At 56.2% G+C, this 17,533-nt stretch carries 19 protein-coding genes; 1 reads left to right on the top strand and 18 read right to left on the bottom strand.

Features of this window, described 5'->3' with window-relative positions; genetic code table 11:
* Nucleotides 1-136: 136 nt before the first annotated feature.
* The 11 genes from argD to srlA all read right to left on the bottom strand — a co-directional run bounded on the left by argD (nucleotide 137) and on the right by srlA (nucleotide 8,917).
* The gene (gene argD / locus VSX58_RS07505) at nucleotides 137-1,363 is read right to left on the bottom strand and encodes a bifunctional acetylornithine/succinyldiaminopimelate transaminase (RefSeq protein ID WP_327617550.1); all 1,227 of its coding nucleotides are present in this window, start codon (nucleotides 1,361-1,363) and stop codon (nucleotides 137-139) included.
* 104 nt (nucleotides 1,364-1,467) lie between these two features.
* On the bottom strand, nucleotides 1,468-2,058 hold the full coding sequence (locus VSX58_RS07510; RefSeq protein ID WP_327617551.1) for an aminodeoxychorismate synthase component II: 591 nt from the start codon (nucleotides 2,056-2,058) through the stop codon (nucleotides 1,468-1,470).
* Between the two features lie 144 nt (nucleotides 2,059-2,202).
* A complete protein-coding gene (locus VSX58_RS07515; RefSeq protein ID WP_327617552.1) occupies nucleotides 2,203-2,868 on the bottom strand; it encodes an amino acid ABC transporter permease in 666 nt (221 codons plus the stop codon).
* A 25-nt stretch (nucleotides 2,869-2,893) separates the two neighbouring features.
* Nucleotides 2,894-3,673, bottom strand: coding sequence for an amino acid ABC transporter substrate-binding protein (locus tag VSX58_RS07520; protein WP_327617553.1), 780 nt, complete (start codon nucleotides 3,671-3,673; stop codon nucleotides 2,894-2,896).
* A 182-nt stretch (nucleotides 3,674-3,855) separates the two neighbouring features.
* A complete protein-coding gene (gutQ, locus tag VSX58_RS07525; protein WP_327617554.1) occupies nucleotides 3,856-4,821 on the bottom strand; it encodes an arabinose-5-phosphate isomerase GutQ in 966 nt (321 codons plus the stop codon).
* Nucleotides 4,814-5,587, bottom strand: a complete 774-nt coding sequence (gene srlR / locus VSX58_RS07530; RefSeq protein WP_327614672.1) for a glucitol operon DNA-binding transcriptional repressor SrlR — start codon at nucleotides 5,585-5,587, stop codon at nucleotides 4,814-4,816. The genes gutQ and srlR overlap by 8 nt, the downstream gene beginning before the upstream one ends.
* A gap of 173 nt (nucleotides 5,588-5,760) precedes the next feature.
* Nucleotides 5,761-6,123, bottom strand: a complete 363-nt coding sequence (gene gutM / locus VSX58_RS07535; RefSeq protein ID WP_327617555.1) for a transcriptional regulator GutM — start codon at nucleotides 6,121-6,123, stop codon at nucleotides 5,761-5,763.
* A 49-nt stretch (nucleotides 6,124-6,172) separates the two neighbouring features.
* Nucleotides 6,173-6,952, bottom strand: a complete 780-nt coding sequence (srlD, locus tag VSX58_RS07540) for a sorbitol-6-phosphate dehydrogenase (RefSeq protein WP_327617556.1) — start codon at nucleotides 6,950-6,952, stop codon at nucleotides 6,173-6,175.
* A 20-nt stretch (nucleotides 6,953-6,972) separates the two neighbouring features.
* Nucleotides 6,973-7,335: a PTS glucitol/sorbitol transporter subunit IIA gene (srlB, locus tag VSX58_RS07545; RefSeq protein WP_327614669.1), complete on the bottom strand. Its 363-nt coding sequence runs from the start codon at nucleotides 7,333-7,335 to the stop codon at nucleotides 6,973-6,975.
* A 17-nt stretch (nucleotides 7,336-7,352) separates the two neighbouring features.
* Nucleotides 7,353-8,354 carry a PTS glucitol/sorbitol transporter subunit IIB gene (gene srlE / locus VSX58_RS07550; RefSeq protein WP_327617557.1) on the bottom strand — a complete coding sequence of 334 codons (1,002 nt, stop codon included), beginning with the start codon at nucleotides 8,352-8,354 and terminating at the stop codon, nucleotides 7,353-7,355.
* 14 nt (nucleotides 8,355-8,368) lie between these two features.
* Nucleotides 8,369-8,917: a PTS glucitol/sorbitol transporter subunit IIC gene (gene srlA / locus VSX58_RS07555; RefSeq protein WP_327614667.1), complete on the bottom strand. Its 549-nt coding sequence runs from the start codon at nucleotides 8,915-8,917 to the stop codon at nucleotides 8,369-8,371.
* 518 nt (nucleotides 8,918-9,435) lie between these two features.
* Here srlA and VSX58_RS07560 point away from each other — a divergent pair.
* Nucleotides 9,436-10,581, top strand: coding sequence for an endonuclease/exonuclease/phosphatase family protein (locus VSX58_RS07560; RefSeq protein WP_327617558.1), 1,146 nt, complete (start codon nucleotides 9,436-9,438; stop codon nucleotides 10,579-10,581).
* A gap of 111 nt (nucleotides 10,582-10,692) precedes the next feature.
* On the opposite strand, the gene fis is transcribed toward VSX58_RS07560, so the two are convergent.
* From fis to accC, 7 genes are all read right to left on the bottom strand, one after another.
* Nucleotides 10,693-10,989, bottom strand: coding sequence for a DNA-binding transcriptional regulator Fis (fis, locus tag VSX58_RS07565; RefSeq protein WP_005975342.1), 297 nt, complete (start codon nucleotides 10,987-10,989; stop codon nucleotides 10,693-10,695).
* Between the two features lie 23 nt (nucleotides 10,990-11,012).
* Nucleotides 11,013-11,978, bottom strand: a complete 966-nt coding sequence (dusB, locus tag VSX58_RS07570) for a tRNA dihydrouridine synthase DusB (protein WP_327617559.1) — start codon at nucleotides 11,976-11,978, stop codon at nucleotides 11,013-11,015.
* Nucleotides 11,979-12,357: 379 nt separating this feature from the next.
* Nucleotides 12,358-13,098, bottom strand: coding sequence for a carbonic anhydrase (locus tag VSX58_RS07575; RefSeq protein WP_327617560.1), 741 nt, complete (start codon nucleotides 13,096-13,098; stop codon nucleotides 12,358-12,360).
* Between the two features lie 339 nt (nucleotides 13,099-13,437).
* Nucleotides 13,438-14,319: a 50S ribosomal protein L11 methyltransferase gene (gene prmA / locus VSX58_RS07580; RefSeq protein ID WP_327614664.1), complete on the bottom strand. Its 882-nt coding sequence runs from the start codon at nucleotides 14,317-14,319 to the stop codon at nucleotides 13,438-13,440.
* A 12-nt stretch (nucleotides 14,320-14,331) separates the two neighbouring features.
* Nucleotides 14,332-15,789, bottom strand: coding sequence for a sodium/pantothenate symporter (panF, locus tag VSX58_RS07585; protein WP_327617561.1), 1,458 nt, complete (start codon nucleotides 15,787-15,789; stop codon nucleotides 14,332-14,334).
* Nucleotides 15,779-16,021, bottom strand: coding sequence for a YhdT family protein (locus VSX58_RS07590; protein WP_327617562.1), 243 nt, complete (start codon nucleotides 16,019-16,021; stop codon nucleotides 15,779-15,781). Before VSX58_RS07590 ends, panF begins: the two co-directional genes overlap by 11 nt.
* A 157-nt stretch (nucleotides 16,022-16,178) precedes the next feature.
* Nucleotides 16,179-17,522 carry an acetyl-CoA carboxylase biotin carboxylase subunit gene (accC, locus tag VSX58_RS07595; protein WP_327617563.1) on the bottom strand — a complete coding sequence of 448 codons (1,344 nt, stop codon included), beginning with the start codon at nucleotides 17,520-17,522 and terminating at the stop codon, nucleotides 16,179-16,181.
* Nucleotides 17,523-17,533 lie beyond the last annotated feature (11 nt).

The raw sequence follows: 17,533 nt of genomic DNA on the forward strand, positions 1-17,533 counted from the left end.
CATGCGCAAGCATGGGGCTTTCTGTTTTTTATGCCAAGATGGTGTCGGAGCTTTTGGCGTTGCGGAAGGGGTGATAAAAAAGCCCCGGCGAGACGCCAAGGCCTGAGGAATGGGGAAAACCTTCTTAATCCGCGTATTAGCCGGCGGCGTTAACCACCTGTTCGATAGCCTTGGCAAACTGCGCCATTCCCTGCTCGATATCTTTGGCATCGATTACCAGGGAAGGCACAAAGCGAATCACATTGGGGCCCGCGTTCAATATCATCACGCCATGCTCTGCCGCCGCGGTTAAAAAGTCGCGTGCCCGCCCATGCCATTGCGACTTCAGCTCCGCGCCCAGTAATAACCCCATGCCGCGAATCTGCTCGAAGATGCCATACTGCCGATTAATATTTTCTAATGCGTTCACAAACAGATCGTGGCGCTCGGATACGCCCGACAGCACTTCGGGCGTATTGATGGTGTCTAATGCGGCCTCTGCTACGGCGCAGGCCAGCGGATTGCCGCCATAAGTGGTGCCGTGCACGCCAACGCTCATAACCGATGCGATCTCTTCGGTGGTCAGCATGGCGCTAATCGGGAAACCGCCGCCCAGTGCCTTGGCCGTCGTCAGAATATCCGGGACGATACCATAGTGCATATAGGTGAACAATTTACCGGTACGTCCCATCCCGCACTGCACTTCGTCGAAAACCAACAGCGCTTTATACCGATCGCATAGTTCGCGCACGCCCTGCATAAATTCCTGCGTCGCTGGCGTAATGCCGCCTTCGCCCTGAACCGGTTCCAGTACGACGGCGCAAGTGTGGTCGTCCATCACGGCTTTTACCGCGGCCAGATCGTTAAAAGGAACATGGACGATATCGGCGGGTTTCGGCCCAAAACCATCCGCGTATTTCGCCTGTCCGCCGACGGATACGGTAAATAACGTACGTCCATGGAATGCGTTATAAAATGCGATGATTTTAGTTTTATACGGGCTGTGGCGTTTAATCGCGTAGTGACGCGCCAGCTTGAAAGCCGCTTCGTTTGCTTCGGCGCCGGAGTTAACAAAGAATACGCGATCGGCAAAGGTTGCGTTAATCAGCTTACCGGCCAAGCTCAGCGCGGGTTCATTAGTGAAAACATTGCTGGTATGCCATAGCTTTTCTCCCTGTTGTTGCAGCGCGGCGACTAGAGCCGGATGACAGTGCCCCAGCGCGGTAACGGCAATACCGCCGGAGAAATCAATATATTCTCGTCCTTGCTGATCCCATACCCGGCTCCCTTTCCCTTTTACTGGCACAAACTGCGCTGGTGCATAAACCGGCAAAATAACTTTGTCGAATGTTTCCCGAGTTACTGCTTTTTTATCTGTTGCCATCTGCCTGCACGCTCCGATATCAATAACTGTTGAATGAAAATATAGTCAATAAATATGCATAAAAAATCAATTTCAGGCAATGTTTTATCGTCCTGAAAGAAAATTTATTTCCTATCTGACTCTATTTTAAGAAAATTATCCAAAAGTTGGTGTCCTTGCTGACTGAGAATGCTTTCAGGATGAAACTGGACGCCCTCTAATGGCAGTGAACGGTGCCGGATTCCCATGATTTCGTCACGTTCGCCATCTCGCTCGCTCCAGGCGGTTACCGCAAAGCAGTCGGGGAGAGACGCGGGTTCGATCACCAGCGAGTGGTAGCGCGTTACCGTTAAAGGCCGAGATAACCCGGTGAAAATGCCCGTATTGCTATGCTGTATCGATGACGTTTTACCGTGCATGACCCGTCGGGCCCGGATAACGCGGGCGCCGAACGCTTGTCCCATCGCCTGATGTCCAAGACAAACCCCGAGTATCGGTAATTTTTCAGCAAAATGGCGGATAGCGGCCAGTGAAATACCCGCTTCATCCGGAGTGCAGGGGCCGGGAGATATGACCAGCCGCGATGGCGCAAGCCGTTCGATATCATCCAGCGTCAGTTCGTCGTTCCGTTTGACCAAGACTTCTGCGCCTAGCTCACAAAAATATTGATACAGGTTATAGGTAAAGGAGTCGTAGTTATCGATAATCAGCAGCATGATTTGTTTAACTTATTGAGTAATATATAAATTATACCGCGTAAACTATTTCGGTATCTTTTTATGGGGAGGCGCTGCGGACTATTGTACCCGTCTCTTGCATAAAAAAGGATGAGGGCGTGCGGCAATCGAGCCGCGCGGGAATTATTGCACGGTATGGCGGCGGTAATACTTTTCGAGCTTCACCTGCAGCTGGCTCAGCACCGTGCTGAACAGCAGATAGATCAGCGCCGCCTCGACGTAAAGAATCAATGGCTCGTAAGTGACGGAGACAATGCGCTGCGCGGAGAGGAACATCTCGGGAACGGTAATCACCGCGGCAAGCGATGTATCCTTGATCAGGGAGATAAAGGTGTTGGATAACGGCGGTAGCGAAACGAATACCGACTGTGGAAATATGACCCAGCGTATCGCCTGAGCGCCATTCATTCCCAAAGAGTAAGCGGCGCTCCATTGGCCTTTGGGCACGGACAGTATTGCGCCGCGGACAATCTCCGAACTGTAGGCGCCAACGCTGATCGTAAACCCGATTAGGGCGGCGGGGAACGCATCCAGGGTAATGCCGGCGCTGGGAAGCCCGTAGAAAATGAGAAACAGCTGTACCAGCAGCGGCGTGCCGCGGATAACCCAGACATAAAAATCGCCGAGCCATTTCAGCGGCTTAGGCGCGTAAAGACGGATCAGGGCGACGATAACGCCGACGGCCAGACCGAAGATAAAGGAAAGAACGGCAAGCGGGACGGTGAATTTCAGCCCCGCAGACAGCAGACTCCAGAAAGAGTCCGCCATCAGCTGTAGCCAAGCCGGCATGCAAAATGTCTCCGCTAAAGGCGCGTTATTGGGACTCGGACACATCCTCGCCAAAATATCGTACGGCTATCGTTTTATAGGTGCCGTCGGCTTTAATTGCATCCAGCGCCTTATTTAAGGCGTCCGCTAACGGCGCTTGCCCTTTGCGAATTAAGATGGCCGACGGTTCTCCCGTCGCCGATGTGGCGACGACTTTGACGTTAGCATTCGGCTTCTGCTTTTTAAAATCGAGGAAAGACAGGTTGTCGTTCAGCGTGGCGTCGGCGCGGCCGCTGAGCACCAGATCCAACGATTGATTAAACCCGTCGGTAGGGACGAGCTCCGCGCCGTAGCCGGTGGCCAGCCGCGCATAGTTGCTGGTCAGGCTTTGCGCGGATTTTTTGCCTTGCAGGTCGTTGAAGCCTTTGATGGCGGCGTTATCGGCACGGGTGATCAGTACGGCTTTCGAATCGATATAGGGTTTGGAGAAATCGTATTTAGCCTGACGCTCTTTCGTTACGCCCACCTGATTGATGACGGCGTCGTAGCGTTTAGCGTCCACGCCGGCGATAAGACCGTCCCAGCGGCCCTCGATAAACTGGGCTTTTACGCCAAGCTTTTCGGCGACCGCGCGGCCAATATCCACATCGAAACCAACCAATTGACCCGATTTGTCGTGATAGGTATAGGGCGCATAGGTGCCCTCCGTGCCGAATTTAATCACGCCGGCGGATTTTATTGCCGCCAGGTCATCGCTCTGGGCCTGCGCCAGGGCGCTGGATGCCAGCAGTACGCCGCTCAGTAAGGCAAAATGCAATTTTTTCATTGTGATCGGTTCCTGTGGTGAGAGCATCATGCGATCTATAACTTTTATGAATAATGAATCTACGCGAGAAGATTTATTTTTATAAATTACATTGCGCGATGGGTTATATCAGAACTGAATATAGTCATGCGCTTCGCTAGGCCGGCCGGCGGCGAAGCGGGGGAAGAATGGGTTTTAAGTCGCTAGGCGACACCGGCCGCGTGCAGATCGTGCAGATTTATCGCGCCGACCAATTTGCCTTCGCCGTCTACCACCGGCGCGGCTGATATATGCTGTTCGTGCAGGGCTTCCAGCGCGGCGACCGCCCGCCACTCCGCGGGTAACCGGTAACCGGGGCGGGTCATGGCGCAGGTGATGACGCTATTCAGCGGGTTGCCTTTGACCAGCCAGCGGCGCAGATCGCCGTCGGTAAATACGCCGGCCACCCGATCGTCGGCGTCGCAGACCGCAATCAGCCCCAGCCCGGTACGGCTCAGCTCCAGCATGGCGTCCATCACGCTCGCCGTTTGCTCAACGCGAGGCAGGCGCTCGCCGCTGCGCATAAGGTGGTGAACGCGGTTAAGCAACCTGGCGCCTAGGCTTCCTCCGGGGTGCGAGCGCGCGAACTGCTCGGCGCTGAAACCCCGGTGGCGCATCAGGGCCATCGCCAGCGCGTCGCCCATCATCAGGGTATTCACCGCGCTGGACGTGGGCGCCAGCCCCATCGGACAGGCCTCGCGCGTTACGCCGACATCCAGTACGCAGCTGGCGGCCAGGCCGAGGGGCGACTCCGCGTTGCCGGTCAGGGCGATAACCGGAATATGACTTTCCGCCAGCAGCGGCAGCAGTACGTTCAGCTCCTGCGCCCGGCCTGAATAAGAGATGAATATCACCACGTCCTGGGGGCTAATCATGCCCAGGTCGCCGTGCAGCGCCTCCGCCGGGTGAACAAAAAACGCCGGCGTGCCGGTGCTGGCCAACGAGGCGGCGATCTTCTTGCCGATATGGCCGGACTTCCCCATTCCCGAAACCACGACCTTGCCCGCGCATGCCAGCAGCAGCATGCAGGCGTCGACAAAGCGCGTATCCAGCCGGGCCAGCATATTCCGGGCCTCGGTGATTTCGATTTCCAGTGTTTCACGGGCAAAGGTCAATAAACGCTCATTCATCGCTCTCTCCTACCACGATCACGTTAATGTTTTTTTCTCTGAGAGCCGCGAGGTAGTCGGGATTGATGCCGCTATCGGTAATCAGGATATCGACGGCGCTGAGTTCACAGACCACATTCGGGCTCTTGCGGCCGAATTTTGAGGAGTCCACCAGCAGGATCAGCTGCTGCGCGGCGCGGCACATGGCTTGGCTTACGGCGTGCAGCTCATTGTAGGTGGTTACGCCGGCATGCAAATCCACGCCGTCGGCGCCGATAAACAGCTTATCGAAACTAAAATGGGAGAAAGCGGCTTCCGCCAGGCTGCCGTGGAATGACGCCGAGGTTTTACGGTAGGTCCCGCCGGGCATCAGGATGGTCTGGTCGTTATCCAACTCAACCAGCTCATTGACGATGCTCAGGCTGTTGGTCATAACGGTAATGTTGTTGAACTGCATCAGCCACGGCACCATTTGCAGTACGGTGCTGCCGGCATCAAAGATCAGCGAATCGCCGTCATTGATCAGCGTGGCGGCTTTACGGGCAATCTGCTTTTTCTTGGCGGTGTTGATGTGCGTTTTACGGTCGATGGGCTGATCGCCCTCTTCCCGGCTCGGCACTACGCCGCCATAGGTTCGAATCACCGCGCCTTCCTCTTCCAGCGCGGTTAAGTCTTTACGGATTGTCGTTCCCGTTGTGTTAAAGCGGCCGGCGAGACTCTCCACCGACGTTTTGCCATTGGTGCGTAGGTATTCCAGGATTGCCGCCTGGCGCTGTTTTGGTTTCATTGCGCGATGTCCATCCGATATGCTCATTTATCCCCTTTATCTTTCAGGCCGCCGGCGTATGTGTTACCGCTTGCTACCGATTGAAATATCGTGGGTATAGTCATTCCCTGTATGCTTTGGCGGATAAAAACAGCGCCAAATGAAAGAAAATGTCTTTTAAAATGAAAATATCATTATTTCGCTTCAATCGCCAATGAAAGCGCGGCCCGGCAGGCGGGTTCTATGGGAAAGATCACACTTGGCGCCAGCTGCTCTCTTTTTAACCCGATCCATTCCTTCATCTGGCGCGGACGCGCAAAGACGGTGAGTCCGCGCATGATAAAAGCGTCACGCAGGCGATCCTGCTCATCAAACGCCAGCGCCACGATGGTTCTGGCGTTGAACCTTCCCGCGGCGCGGCCGACGCCGACCCTGTATCCCTGACGACAGAGTGCGTCGAACGCCTGATTAAAGCGGCGCAACTGCCGCCAGCCGAGGGCGATTTGCAGCAGCCAGGCGCAGACCGCGCATGCGATCAAGAGCGATGCAGACGTCATTATTCATCTCCTGTGTCGCTCCGGCGTTGAGCCGGAGGCCGTAGGCTTATCAAAACATGACCTGCCCGCCGGTAATATTAATCGACTGACCGGTGCAGTAAGAGGCTTTGTCGCTGGCGTAGTACAGAAGCGTGTTCAGCACATCCTGATAATCGCAGCCGCGTTTTAGCGGCACTTTATCAATGTAATACTGCTCCACCTCTTCCGGTCGAATGCCCAGCTTTTTGGCGTACTGCGGCAGTAATGACTGGAACATCGGCGACTTCAGCAGGTTGCCCAGCATCAGCGAATGGACGGTAATGCCGAACTCCGCCAAATCCAGGGCCAGCGACTGCGTCAACCCGACCCCGCCGAACTTGGCCGCGCTATAGCCGGAATTGTGTTTGCTGCCCACTTTCCCGGATTTAGAGTTAATCTGAATAATGCGCCCGGACAGGCCATCGCGGATCATCAGCTTGGCGAACTCGCGCGCGCACAGGAAATATCCCACCAAATTAACCTGCAAAGAGAGATCGAAATCGTTGAGACGGAACTGGGTAATGGGCGCGGCCTTGGCGACGCCCGCGCTATAGACCAAAAGATTAACCTGGCCGAACCGGGCGTCGACCGCCTGCGCCAATTGTACCACCTGCTCCTCATCGGTGGCGTCGGCGCCGAAACCGCAGGCGCATCCCGCGCTGTATTGCGCATTGATTTTCTCCGCTACCTGCATGGCGTGCTGCAGGTTTAAATCAACCACCGCCACCTGATAACCCGCGTCGGCCAGGCCTTCGCACAGGAACGCACCGAGGGTCTGTCCTCCGCCGATGACTACCGCAACCTGTTTCATATGCATCTCCCACCTAGTGTTTAAGAAAAAATCGTTAATTTGCTGCCGACTTTGATATCTGCCGGCGTCGCGCCCGCAACGTGCAGGGAGCCTGGAAATTCCGCCTCGGCGGCGCCGTCGAACCGGATGGTGATATGGCCCAGCTCGCGCAGGTTTTGCGTCGCCACCGAGCCTACCGCCGTAATTGGATAGGCCCGGTCCGAGAGCATCAGCGTGTCGCCTGCGCGCAGGTCGCCGCGCACATCGCCATGCCGGTGGATAAAGCAGAATGATTCGATCTCTTCCGGCGCGCCTTCGCGGAAGGTGATCATCATGTCTTCAATCAGCGCTTCGGGCGCGTTGTCGCCAATACGGGTAAATACCGTTTGAAAAACCGTGTTCATACCGACTCCCAAAATCGTTATTGATAGATGAAACCGGATACCACCCAGGCCAGCAGTACGGTCGGCGCGCCGGTAAGAAAGCGGCCCACCAGTACGGAAGGCACGCCGACGCGTACGGTGTCCTGTTTCGCTTCCGCCAGCGACAGGCCGACGGGGATAAAGTCGCAGGATGCCTGGGCGTTAATGGCGAACAGGGCGGGGAGCGCCAGGGCCGGGGGAATATTTCCCAGTCCGATCTGAACGCCGACCAGTACGCCGATAACCTGGGCGATCACCGCCCCCGGCCCCAGGAACGGAGAGAGCAGGGGGAATGAGCAAATCAGGGCCAGCGTGACCAGCCCGACCGGGCTATTCGCCAGCGGGGTCAGGCTATGGGCGATGGCGTCGCCCAGGCCTGACGCCATGATGATGCCGATCAGCGCCGAGACGAAGGCCATAAACGGCAGGATAGTTTTCAGAACGGTATCAATGGTTTCCCGTCCGGCCTGGAAAAATACGGCGACGATCGAACCCATGCCCATGCCGACCTTGGCCAGCAGGCCGTCGCTCTGTTCGGTGATTTTTTTGCTGCTGTCGTAATTCCGTCCCACTCCGGGGGATGCCGGGCCGCTTTCGGCTCCTTCTCGTGACGGCGGCGTCGTGTCCTCCGGCGCCGCCACCGGCTGAATGTTTTTTTCACGCACGCCGGAGACGTAAATGTCTTCCACGATGAACTGCGCCAACGGGCCCGATTTGCCGGTTGAATGGATATTGATCGTCGGGATCCGGCGTTTGGGATAAATGCCGCAGCGCAGCGTGCCGCCGCAGTCGATAACGGCGACGCCGATCTCCTCCGCCGGCGGTTCGCCCTCTTTAAAGCCGTCGACGGCCGGCCAGCCGGTCAGTTCGCTCAGACGATCGACGATAGCCGGACGCGTTCCCGCCGTGATATAGACGATCTTTTTACCCGGCGCGGCTTCTATCAGCAGCGGGCCGCCCCAGCCGCTTTCGCCTTTTTCGATACGAATCACGTTATTCATAATGGTGTTCCCCGTTACAGCTGAACCTGACGGTCAAGCTGGATGCGCATTTTGCGTTCAAATAGCGTGGTGGTCAGATCGGTGATCCAGCCGCGGAAAAAGTTGCTCACCATACCGACCAGCAGGTAGCTCACCGCCAGCGGCCCCAGCGGCAGGCCGAGGGTCGTCAAACCGCTGGCGATACCGAGATAGACGAACAGCTCCCCGGGATTGATATGAGGGAACAGGCCGTTCATTGAGTGGCAGCTATAGGAAGCGGCGGCGTAGTAGCTGGGCTTGTATTTCTCCGGCATAAAGCGGCCCAGACTTAACGTCATTGGGTTACAAAAGACGAACGTGCCGATAACCGGCAACAACAGATAGCGGGAGATCGGGTTACCGGCGCAGCGTTGCGCCAGACGCTCGATCCGATCCTGACCGACGAATACGATCAGGGCGTTCATAATAACGAGTAGGCTAATCAGTAAAGGCAGTATGCCGGTGACCATCCCGACAAATACTTCCCCTCCTTTTTGAAACAGGCCGATGAACCACTCAGCCCCGTGGGTGATGACCTCTATCATTATGCTCTCCTGTTTCCTTTGGTTGGTACCGACGACGGTTGCTTTGTTGAAGTGGGACTAAAAATATATCTAAATACGGTTTTTAAATTTTAAACAGATCACATTTCGAAAGATTTTACGTTTAAAATAAAAGAAATGAGTGATGGCATAGATAGCGGAATACGACAGGGATGACATGCGATATCTGTGGTTACGTTGGCGAGGCCGTCCGGCCGTCATGACGTGTAAAGAGTTTATTTTTATTTTTATCAGTAATTTATTTTTATTTTGAGTTTGGGGAGCAGATTCTCTGTTTCGGACGCCGATGGCGGAATCCCTGCGGCCTGGTAAGCGTAACGGAAACTCTTTCATTCCTGCCGCGCGGCAATAGAGGATAATCTTTCATGATAAAAGTATTTTGCCGCCAGGGCGCGCTGCGCTGATTCGCTCCCGCGGGAAGCGCTATCCGTTTGTCACAATGCGCCTCTATCCTCAATGGAGATCGCTGCTTTCGTTACGCGCCGTTCGAGGAGAAAACCATGAAGATTCGCATCGCCAGCTATAACGTAGAGAATCTGTTCCATCGCGCCGCCATCCTCAATCTCCCTGATTCTCAACAGATCGACAGGTTATTAGAACGGGTCGGACAGCTTCAGCAATTGCTGGATCGCTCCCGCTATGATGACGCGTTGAAAGATAAGGTGTTCGATATTTCCCGGACGCTGCGCCCTTATCTGGATATCCGTACCGACGGCGGATCGCTGGGAAGATGGAAAAAGGAGCGGGGCGAAACGGGATTCAGAATTAATAAAAGCTGCCGCGGCCGCGGGGACTGGATAGGCGAAATAGTATTCAAGCCGCAGGAATTCAGCGATCGGCAGCGTAAGAATACCGGTAAAGTTATCGCTATGCTCAACGCCGATATTCTGTGCGCCGTCGAGGTGGAAAATATGGGGGTGCTGCGCGACTTCAACAGCCAGGTGCTGGGAAAAGATAAGTTTGACCAGTTCGTTATGATCGATAGCCCGAACGATCCGCGCGGCATTGATGTCGCCTGTCTGACTCGTTATCGCATAACCCAGCTGCGCACGCACATTTTTGACGCCGGCAGACGCTTTGATCCGGTTTTCAGCCGCGACTGCCTTGAAGTGACGCTCGATGCGGGGCTTAAACAGCCGCTCTTTATCTTGTGCAATCACTTCAAAAGCCAGAGCGGGCAGACGGAGGAGCAGCGGAAACGGGGCGCGGAGAGGCGCCGAGATCAGTGCGAACGGGTGGCGGAAATTGCGCGGCAAACTTACGATCTGAAAAAGGATTATGTGGTTATTCTCGGCGACTTGAACGAGGATTCCTCCAATCCCTTGCAAAGTTTATCGCCGCTGTTTTCCCTGCCGGAGCTTCATCCGGTGGTCGATCCGCAACTCCCGGAAACCGAGCGTTACACCTACTATTTTTCCGCAGGGAAAAAGGGCTCCCGGTTGAATCAGCTGGACTATATTTTTCTCTCCGCGCCGCTGCGGCGGGCGGTGACCGCGTGGGGCATTGAGCGCCGGGGAATTTATGACATTGATAAGATTGCCGCTAAGGAAGGGGCGGAGCCGGTTACGCCATTGCCTGACGTGACGTCATGGGACACCGGGGCTTCCGACCATGCTGCGCTGTGGGTGGAGGTGGATATCACCTGAGCGGGCAAACCTGCGGCGCGCGCCGGTTTGCCCGCTTCACCCCGCACATAAACAAAAAGCGCCTGCCGTTTCCGGCAGGCGCTTTTCGAATCAATCAGATACGGCGGTGAATCAGTTCATGCCGTATTTTTTCAGTTTCTTACGCAGAGTACCGCGGTTGATACCCATCATCAGCGCCGCGCGGGTTTGGTTGCCGCGGGTGTATTGCATCACCATGTCTAACAGGGGTTGTTCAACTTCAGCCAATACCAGCTCATACAGGTCGCTAACGTCCTGACCATTTAATTGAGCAAAATAGTTTTTCAGGGCCTGTTTAACCGAGTCGCGCAGGGGTTTTTGGGTTACCTGTGCCTGAGAGTTTACGGTGGAAACGGTCAGTACGTCAGAATTCACGCGTTGTTCGAACATAGTTCTGTCAGCTCTTTTTCTGTTTACGCAAGATTTTCAAAGTATGCCTCCAACGCCTCCAGCTGCTTGCTGGCATCCTCAATGGCGTTGAATGTGCGCCTAAACTGGTCGTTGGGGGCGTTCTCCTGGAGATACCAGGATACGTGCTTACGAGCTATACGGAATCCCTTGCCTGGACCATAAAAGTCGTGCAATTCCCGTATATGTTCGATCAGCAAGCGCTTGACCTCTGCCAGCGGCATTGGCGGCAGCAGCTCCCCCGTGTCCAGATAATGCTGGATTTCCCGAAAGATCCAGGGTCTTCCCTGAGCGGCTCGTCCTATCATCAGGGCGTCCGCCCCGGTGTAATCAAGAACCGCTCTGGCTTTATGCGGGTCAGTAATGTCGCCATTCGCAATAATGGGAATGGAAACGGCCTGCTTAACTGTCCGAATGCTGTCGTATTCCGCCGAGCCATTGAAAAGGCACGCGCGCGTGCGTCCGTGAATGGTCAGAGCCTGAATGCCACAGTCTTCAGCCAATTTGGCAATTTCTACACAGTTACGGTGCTCCGGCGCCCAGCCGGTACGGATTTTTAGTGTTACCGGTACGTCTACCGCCTTCACGACCGCCGAGAGGATCTGTTTGACCAAATCCGGATGCTGCAATAATGCGGATCCTGCCATCTTGCGGTTCACCTTCTTCGCCGGGCACCCCATATTGATGTCGATGATCTGCGCGCCGAAATCCGTATTGACTCTCGCTGCGACAGCCATTTCATCCGGATCGCTGCCGGCTATCTGCACGGCCCTGATACCGGGTTCATCGCTATGCGCCATGCGCAGACGCGACTTATCCGAGCGCCATACTTCCGGATTGGAAATCAGCATTTCGGATACGCTCATTCCAGCGCCCATCGCATGGCAGAGAGCTCTGAACGGGCGATCGCTAATGCCAGCCATCGGGGCTGCTATCAGGCGATTAGTTAGCTGAAATTGTCCAATGCGCATAGACAAAGAGTGACCATACTGTGTCTGCAAGGGCGCGTATATTACGCATTTTTTACGTGATATGAAAGGCCAAACTTTGACCAATTCGCCGAAGGCGGACGAAGAAAACCTGTTTCCTTCTGCCAGAAGAAAATATTATCTATATTTAACAATGAGTTTTAGTTTTTTGTGAGTTTTTTTTGCTCAGGAAAATATTCCTGCCGCATGGCAATTTATCTATAAATCGCGGTGATTCAGCAGGAGTAACGACGATCTTCGCTATTCGCAGCGGATTGCGTTGTCAATAAACCAAGAGCAGCGATAAATTTTTGCACCATAACGCGGCAAGCCATCAACCCCCGGCCGGAACCGGCCGGGAGAAACGGGCAAAGCGGCAAGATTAATTAACGATAACGCGGCCGTTTAACGGTTGCACCGGGCGATTATTGGCGTGATGAATGGCCGCGGCGAATTTGGCCACCTGCGCCGCCGAAATCGTGGCCGTTTTATCCAGCACCAGCCAGCGGACGCCCTCGGAGCAAGGCGGGGTGGTGAGCGAACCGCTGAAGCGGTAGTAATTCCGCCGTTCCGCCGATGGGATCAGCGCCCCGATATCCAGCGGCGCGGTTAACTGCGCGGGAGCATTGAGGGTTAACGGCATCTGCCGCCAGGCTTTTTCCAGCTCCTGATTGGCTTCGCCTTGTTCAAACATCAGCGCCATGACCGTCAGCGCGCCCTGGGGATCCCGGTAGACAAAATGCGCTTCCAGCGGAAAGGTTTTGCCGTCGATCTCGTTTTCGCTGGGGGCGTGAAAATGAAACTGTTGGAGCGTGAAGGTATCGTTGTCTATCGTCAGCGTATTGCCCGCGCTGACGTCCACCTGGATGGTATGGCCATTGTTGACGATATGCTGCGCCCCGGTTTGATAAGACAGTTTTAGGTCATCGTGGGCGGTTTTCAGCGCGCCGTGAATATCAATCGGCGATTGGTTCTTACCGGTCTCGCACAGGGAGAAGTCGGGAGAGAGTTTGCCCCAGTGCGCGGGCGATTCCTGCCCCTCATAGCTCCAGTGGGCGTGTTCGGATGCGTGCAGTGAAAAGCAGGCGGTAAATGCCAAGGCGGCGAGTAGTGTGTATTTCATTTTGTCGTCCATTTAAAACAATATCCTCCATCGGTTTGGACGCCGATGGCAGTTTGATGAGGCATTGAGGATACACCTACATTTCAAATGGTTAAGGCGCAGATAAAAAAAATGGTCAGAAACGGACGATTCCGATCGCTTTGAGCCGTGAAACAGAGAGGGCGGGATTGTCTGAAGCGACGCTCTCGATGTTTAAAGGGAAGAGGGCTGACGTACTGTCCGGCGAGGCATCAGGGAAGCGCCGAATGGCGGTAAGAGGCGCCGCCGCCCGTTACCGCAGGGATGAGGTGGGCCAACGCGCGGAGATAGCCCGATGACTCTCTCCGCGCGTTTTAAACCCTACTTACGGATACCGGTAATCCGGCACCACTCCTCTTTCTCCGCCACCGGATCGAGCTGGAACTGCTCCTGGTAGGCGGCGGCCACGTCGGCGGCCTGGGTGGCCAGAACGCCCGACAGGCCGAGATGGGCGCCGGCCTTCGGCAGCTCGCTGATTAGCGGCGCCAGTTCACGCAGCGGGCCGGCGAGGATGTTGGCGACCACTACGTCGGCGCGCAGGCCATCCGGCTGCTGCTGCGGCAGGTAGAGCTCCAGACGTTCGGAGACGCCGTTTCTCTGCGCGTTGTCGCGGCTGGCCTGAATCGCCTGCGGGTCGATGTCGATGCCGATGGCGCGGGCGGCGCCCAACTTCAGCGCGGCGATGGCCAATATGCCGGAGCCGCAGCCGAAATCGATGAGGGTTTTGCCCTGCAGGTCCAGACCGTCCAGCCATTGCAGGCACAGGGCGGTGGTGGGGTGGGTGCCGGTGCCGAAGGCCAGACCCGGGTCGAGCATCACGTTCACCGCCGTCGGATCGGGTACGTCGCGCCAGCTCGGGCAGATCCAAAGCCGCTCGCCGAAGCGCATGGGATGAAAGTTATCCATCCATTCGCGTTCCCAGTCCTTATCTTCCAACTGTTCGATTTTATGCTTGAATCCGGCGCCCAGCAGGGGTTCCCGCTCCAGCGCCGCAATAACTCCCGCCATTTCGGTTTCCGCGTCATAGAGGCCGATGACGTCGGTATCGCCCCATAGTCGGGTTTCGCCGGGCAGCGGTTCGAAGACGGGCGTATCGTGCGTATCCTGAAACGTAACGGATACGGCTCCGCTATCGATCAGCGCGTCGCCCAGTTGTTCGGCATGGCTGCCGGAGGTATTTATTTTTAGTTGAATCCACGGCATAGCAGTCTCTAATTACATTTTAAGTGAAGTCGGGGCGGCGGCCGGTTCGGGCACGCTGCGTCCGAAGCGGTTGCCGATAATAAACGCCAGCAGGCTTAGCGTCAGCGCCGGCACGATCGGGTGAAAGCCCGCCAGTTGAAGATTAAAACCGGCCAGCGCCGTATAACAGCCCGCGCCGCCGAGCATCGCGCACAATGCTCCCGTGGCGTTGGCGCGCTGCCAATAAAGCCCCAGCACCAGCGGCCAGAGGAACACGGCCTCCAGCCCGCCGAAGGCCAGCAGATTCAGCCAGATAATCATCTCCGGCGGGCGCCAGGAGGCGATAAGCACCAGTAATCCCAGCAACAGGGTCGTCATGCTGGAAAGGCGCTTGATATGCCTTTCATTGCGTATTTGCTGCGGGCGCACGCTGAGATAGAGATCTTTTATGATGGTGGCCGACGCCTGAAGCAGATGGGCGTTGATATTGGACATAATAGCCGCCATCGGCGCGGCGAGGAATATCCCGGCGACCAGCGGCGGCAGAACGGACACCATCAGCGCGGGCAATACCTGATCCGGGATGGTCAAATCGGGCATAATCGCCCGCCCCAGCGCCCCGGAGAGGTGCATTCCCAGCATCAGGATGCCGATGACGATGGTGCCGATAATAATGCCGCGGTGCAGCGCCCGGCTGTCGCGATAGGAGATGCAGCGCACGGCGGTATTCGGCAGGCCGATGACCCCGAAGCACACCAGCACCCAGAACGAGGCCATAAACGGCATCGACAGAATATGGTTACTGCCCTGCGGCGTAATCAGCGCCGGGTCGATAGACTGAAGCTTATCCACCGCGCTGTGCAAACCGCCCGCGGCGTGGATGACCCCCACCAGCAAGATGATCGTGCCCAGCAGCATCACCATGCCCTGCATGGCGTCATTCAACACGCTGGCGCGAAAACCGCCGAAAGCGGTATACAGCGCAATGGTTACGCCGAAAATCAGCAGACCGATATCGTAGGGAATATTGGCCGCGGTCTCCAGCAGGCGCGCGCCGCCGATAAACTGCACCGCCATGGCGCCGATAAACGCGACCAGTAGACTAAGGCTGGCTAACCACACCAGCAGGCGGCTGCCGTAGCGGGCGTACAGCATATCGTTGAGCGTAATGGCGTTATAACGCCTGGCGAGGATCGCGAACTTTTTGCCCAGAATGCCCAGCGACAGCAGCATGGTGGGAAGCTGGATCATAGAAAGCAGCACCCAGCCCAGGCCGTACTTGTAGGCCGCGCCCGGACCGCCGATAAACGAGCTGGCGCTTACGTAGGTGCCGATAAGGGTCATCGCCAGCACAAAGCCGCCCATCGAGCGTCCGCCGAGAAAATACTCATTCAGAAAGTTGCCGGCCTGCCGCCGGCGATAGGCGTATACCGACAGCCCGAAAACCAGTAGCAGATAGCCCAGCAGCGGCAGCAGCACTTCACTTTGCATCGTCATTCTCCAGTGAAATATCCTGGAAGACGAAGCGCACCATCAGCCAGCACAGCAGGGTAAAGACGAGCGGCAGCAGCAGACAGGCCATTTCAAACCAGTGGGGGAGCCCGGTAATCCCCTGAGCGTTATCGGGCAGATAAGCGGTAAAAATCCAGGCGGCCAGATAAGCCAGCGTCAGGCCCATCGCCCAGCGGGCCTCTCGGTGAGCCTGAAGAAAACGAATGTCCATTTTTCCCCCATAGAAGCCGGCGTCATCGCGTTGCAACGAGCAAACCGGAAAATTTGCCTGGGCGGTTGACTTGTTCCGCCGGAATCGGCAAAAAATTAAAAAGGCCGGTTTTCACCGGCCTTTCACGGAGCGATAGCAGGGAGCTCGGTAGCTATATTTACTGTAACCCGAGTTTCTTCTCCAGATAGTGGATATTGGTTCCGCCTTTCTGGAAGTTTTCATCGTCCATGATCTTCATCTGAAGCTCTACGTTGGTTTTGATGCCGTCGATGATCAGCTCCGCCAGCGCGTTCTTCATGCGCGAGATCGCCACTTCGCGGGTTTCGCCATAGGTGATCAATTTCCCGATCATGGAATCATAATAGGGCGGAACCGTGTACCCGGCGTAAATATGCGATTCCCAACGCACGCCGAAGCCGCCCGGCGCATGGAAACGGGTGATTTTGCCCGGGCTTGGCAGGAAGGTATTCGAATCCTCGGCGTTGATGCGGCACTCCACCGCGTGGCCGCGAACCTGAATGTCTTCCTGTTTGATGGATAACGGCTGACCGTCGGCGATGCGCAGCTGCTCCTTGATCAGGTCCACGCCGGTAATCATTTCGGTAACCGGGTGCTCCACCTGAATACGGGTGTTCATTTCAATAAAGTAGAACTCGCCGTTTTCGTACAGGAATTCGAACGTACCCGCGCCGCGATAGTTGATATCGATACAGGCTTTCGCGCAGCGCGAGCCGATAAACCGGCGCTGTTCGCTGGTGATGCCGGGCGCCGGCGCCTCTTCCACCACTTTCTGGTGGCGGCGCTGCATGGAGCAGTCGCGTTCGGCCAGATAAATGGCGTTGCCCTGGCCGTCGGCCAATACCTGGATCTCCACGTGACGCGGATTTTCCAGGTATTTTTCCATATAGACCATGTCGTTGTTGAAAGCCGCTTTGGCTTCCGCGCGGGTCATATTGATGGACTGTTCCAGCTCTTTATCGCTGCGCACGACGCGCATGCCGCGGCCGCCGCCGCCGCCGGAGGCTTTGATGATCACCGGGTAGCCGATGCGTTTGGCGAAGGCGCGGTTTTTCTCCATGTCGCCGTCCAGCGGGCCGTCGGAGCCCGGCACGCAGGGAACGCCGGCCTTTTTCATGGCGTTGATGGCGGAGACCTTGTCGCCCATCAGGCGGATGGTTTCGGCGCGCGGGCCAATGAAAATAAAGCCGGAACGCTCAACCTGTTCGGCGAAATCGGCGTTTTCCGACAGGAAGCCGTAGCCGGGGTGTATGGCGGCGGAACCGGTAATCTCCGCGGCGGAGACGATAGCCGGGATATTCAGGTAGCTTTTGGTGGAGGGAGCCGGACCGATACACACGGTCTCATCCGCCAGCAGTACGTGTTTCAGATCGCGATCCGCGCTGGAGTGAACGGCGACGGTTTTGATGCCCAATTCCTTACAGGCACGCAAAATACGCAGCGCGATCTCTCCGCGGTTGGCGATAACGATTTTATCTAGCATGGTAAGCCCCG

This window comes from Brenneria populi, assembly GCF_036016195.1.
Lineage (GTDB): Bacteria > Pseudomonadota > Gammaproteobacteria > Enterobacterales > Enterobacteriaceae > Brenneria > Brenneria populi.

What these genes read in the sequence shown, in the direction of transcription:
- argD (WP_327617550.1), bottom strand. Translation starts at nt 1,363, where the DNA reads ATGGCAACAGATAAAAAAGCAGTAACTCGGGAAACATTCGACAAAGTT.
- VSX58_RS07510 (WP_327617551.1), bottom strand. Translation starts at nt 2,058, where the DNA reads ATGCTGCTGATTATCGATAACTACGACTCCTTTACCTATAACCTGTAT.
- VSX58_RS07515 (WP_327617552.1), bottom strand. Translation starts at nt 2,868, where the DNA reads ATGCCGGCTTGGCTACAGCTGATGGCGGACTCTTTCTGGAGTCTGCTG.
- VSX58_RS07520 (WP_327617553.1), bottom strand. Translation starts at nt 3,673, where the DNA reads ATGAAAAAATTGCATTTTGCCTTACTGAGCGGCGTACTGCTGGCATCC.
- gutQ (WP_327617554.1), bottom strand. Translation starts at nt 4,821, where the DNA reads ATGAATGAGCGTTTATTGACCTTTGCCCGTGAAACACTGGAAATCGAA.
- srlR (WP_327614672.1), bottom strand. Translation starts at nt 5,587, where the DNA reads ATGAAACCAAAACAGCGCCAGGCGGCAATCCTGGAATACCTACGCACC.
- gutM (WP_327617555.1), bottom strand. Translation starts at nt 6,123, where the DNA reads ATGACGTCTGCATCGCTCTTGATCGCATGCGCGGTCTGCGCCTGGCTG.
- srlD (WP_327617556.1), bottom strand. Translation starts at nt 6,952, where the DNA reads ATGAAACAGGTTGCGGTAGTCATCGGCGGAGGACAGACCCTCGGTGCG.
- srlB (WP_327614669.1), bottom strand. Translation starts at nt 7,335, where the DNA reads ATGAACACGGTTTTTCAAACGGTATTTACCCGTATTGGCGACAACGCG.
- srlE (WP_327617557.1), bottom strand. Translation starts at nt 8,354, where the DNA reads ATGAATAACGTGATTCGTATCGAAAAAGGCGAAAGCGGCTGGGGCGGC.
- srlA (WP_327614667.1), bottom strand. Translation starts at nt 8,917, where the DNA reads ATGATAGAGGTCATCACCCACGGGGCTGAGTGGTTCATCGGCCTGTTT.
- VSX58_RS07560 (WP_327617558.1), top strand. Translation starts at nt 9,436, where the DNA reads ATGAAGATTCGCATCGCCAGCTATAACGTAGAGAATCTGTTCCATCGC.
- fis (WP_005975342.1), bottom strand. Translation starts at nt 10,989, where the DNA reads ATGTTCGAACAACGCGTGAATTCTGACGTACTGACCGTTTCCACCGTA.
- dusB (WP_327617559.1), bottom strand. Translation starts at nt 11,978, where the DNA reads ATGCGCATTGGACAATTTCAGCTAACTAATCGCCTGATAGCAGCCCCG.
- VSX58_RS07575 (WP_327617560.1), bottom strand. Translation starts at nt 13,098, where the DNA reads ATGAAATACACACTACTCGCCGCCTTGGCATTTACCGCCTGCTTTTCA.
- prmA (WP_327614664.1), bottom strand. Translation starts at nt 14,319, where the DNA reads ATGCCGTGGATTCAACTAAAAATAAATACCTCCGGCAGCCATGCCGAA.
- panF (WP_327617561.1), bottom strand. Translation starts at nt 15,789, where the DNA reads ATGCAAAGTGAAGTGCTGCTGCCGCTGCTGGGCTATCTGCTACTGGTT.
- VSX58_RS07590 (WP_327617562.1), bottom strand. Translation starts at nt 16,021, where the DNA reads ATGGACATTCGTTTTCTTCAGGCTCACCGAGAGGCCCGCTGGGCGATG.
- accC (WP_327617563.1), bottom strand. Translation starts at nt 17,522, where the DNA reads ATGCTAGATAAAATCGTTATCGCCAACCGCGGAGAGATCGCGCTGCGT.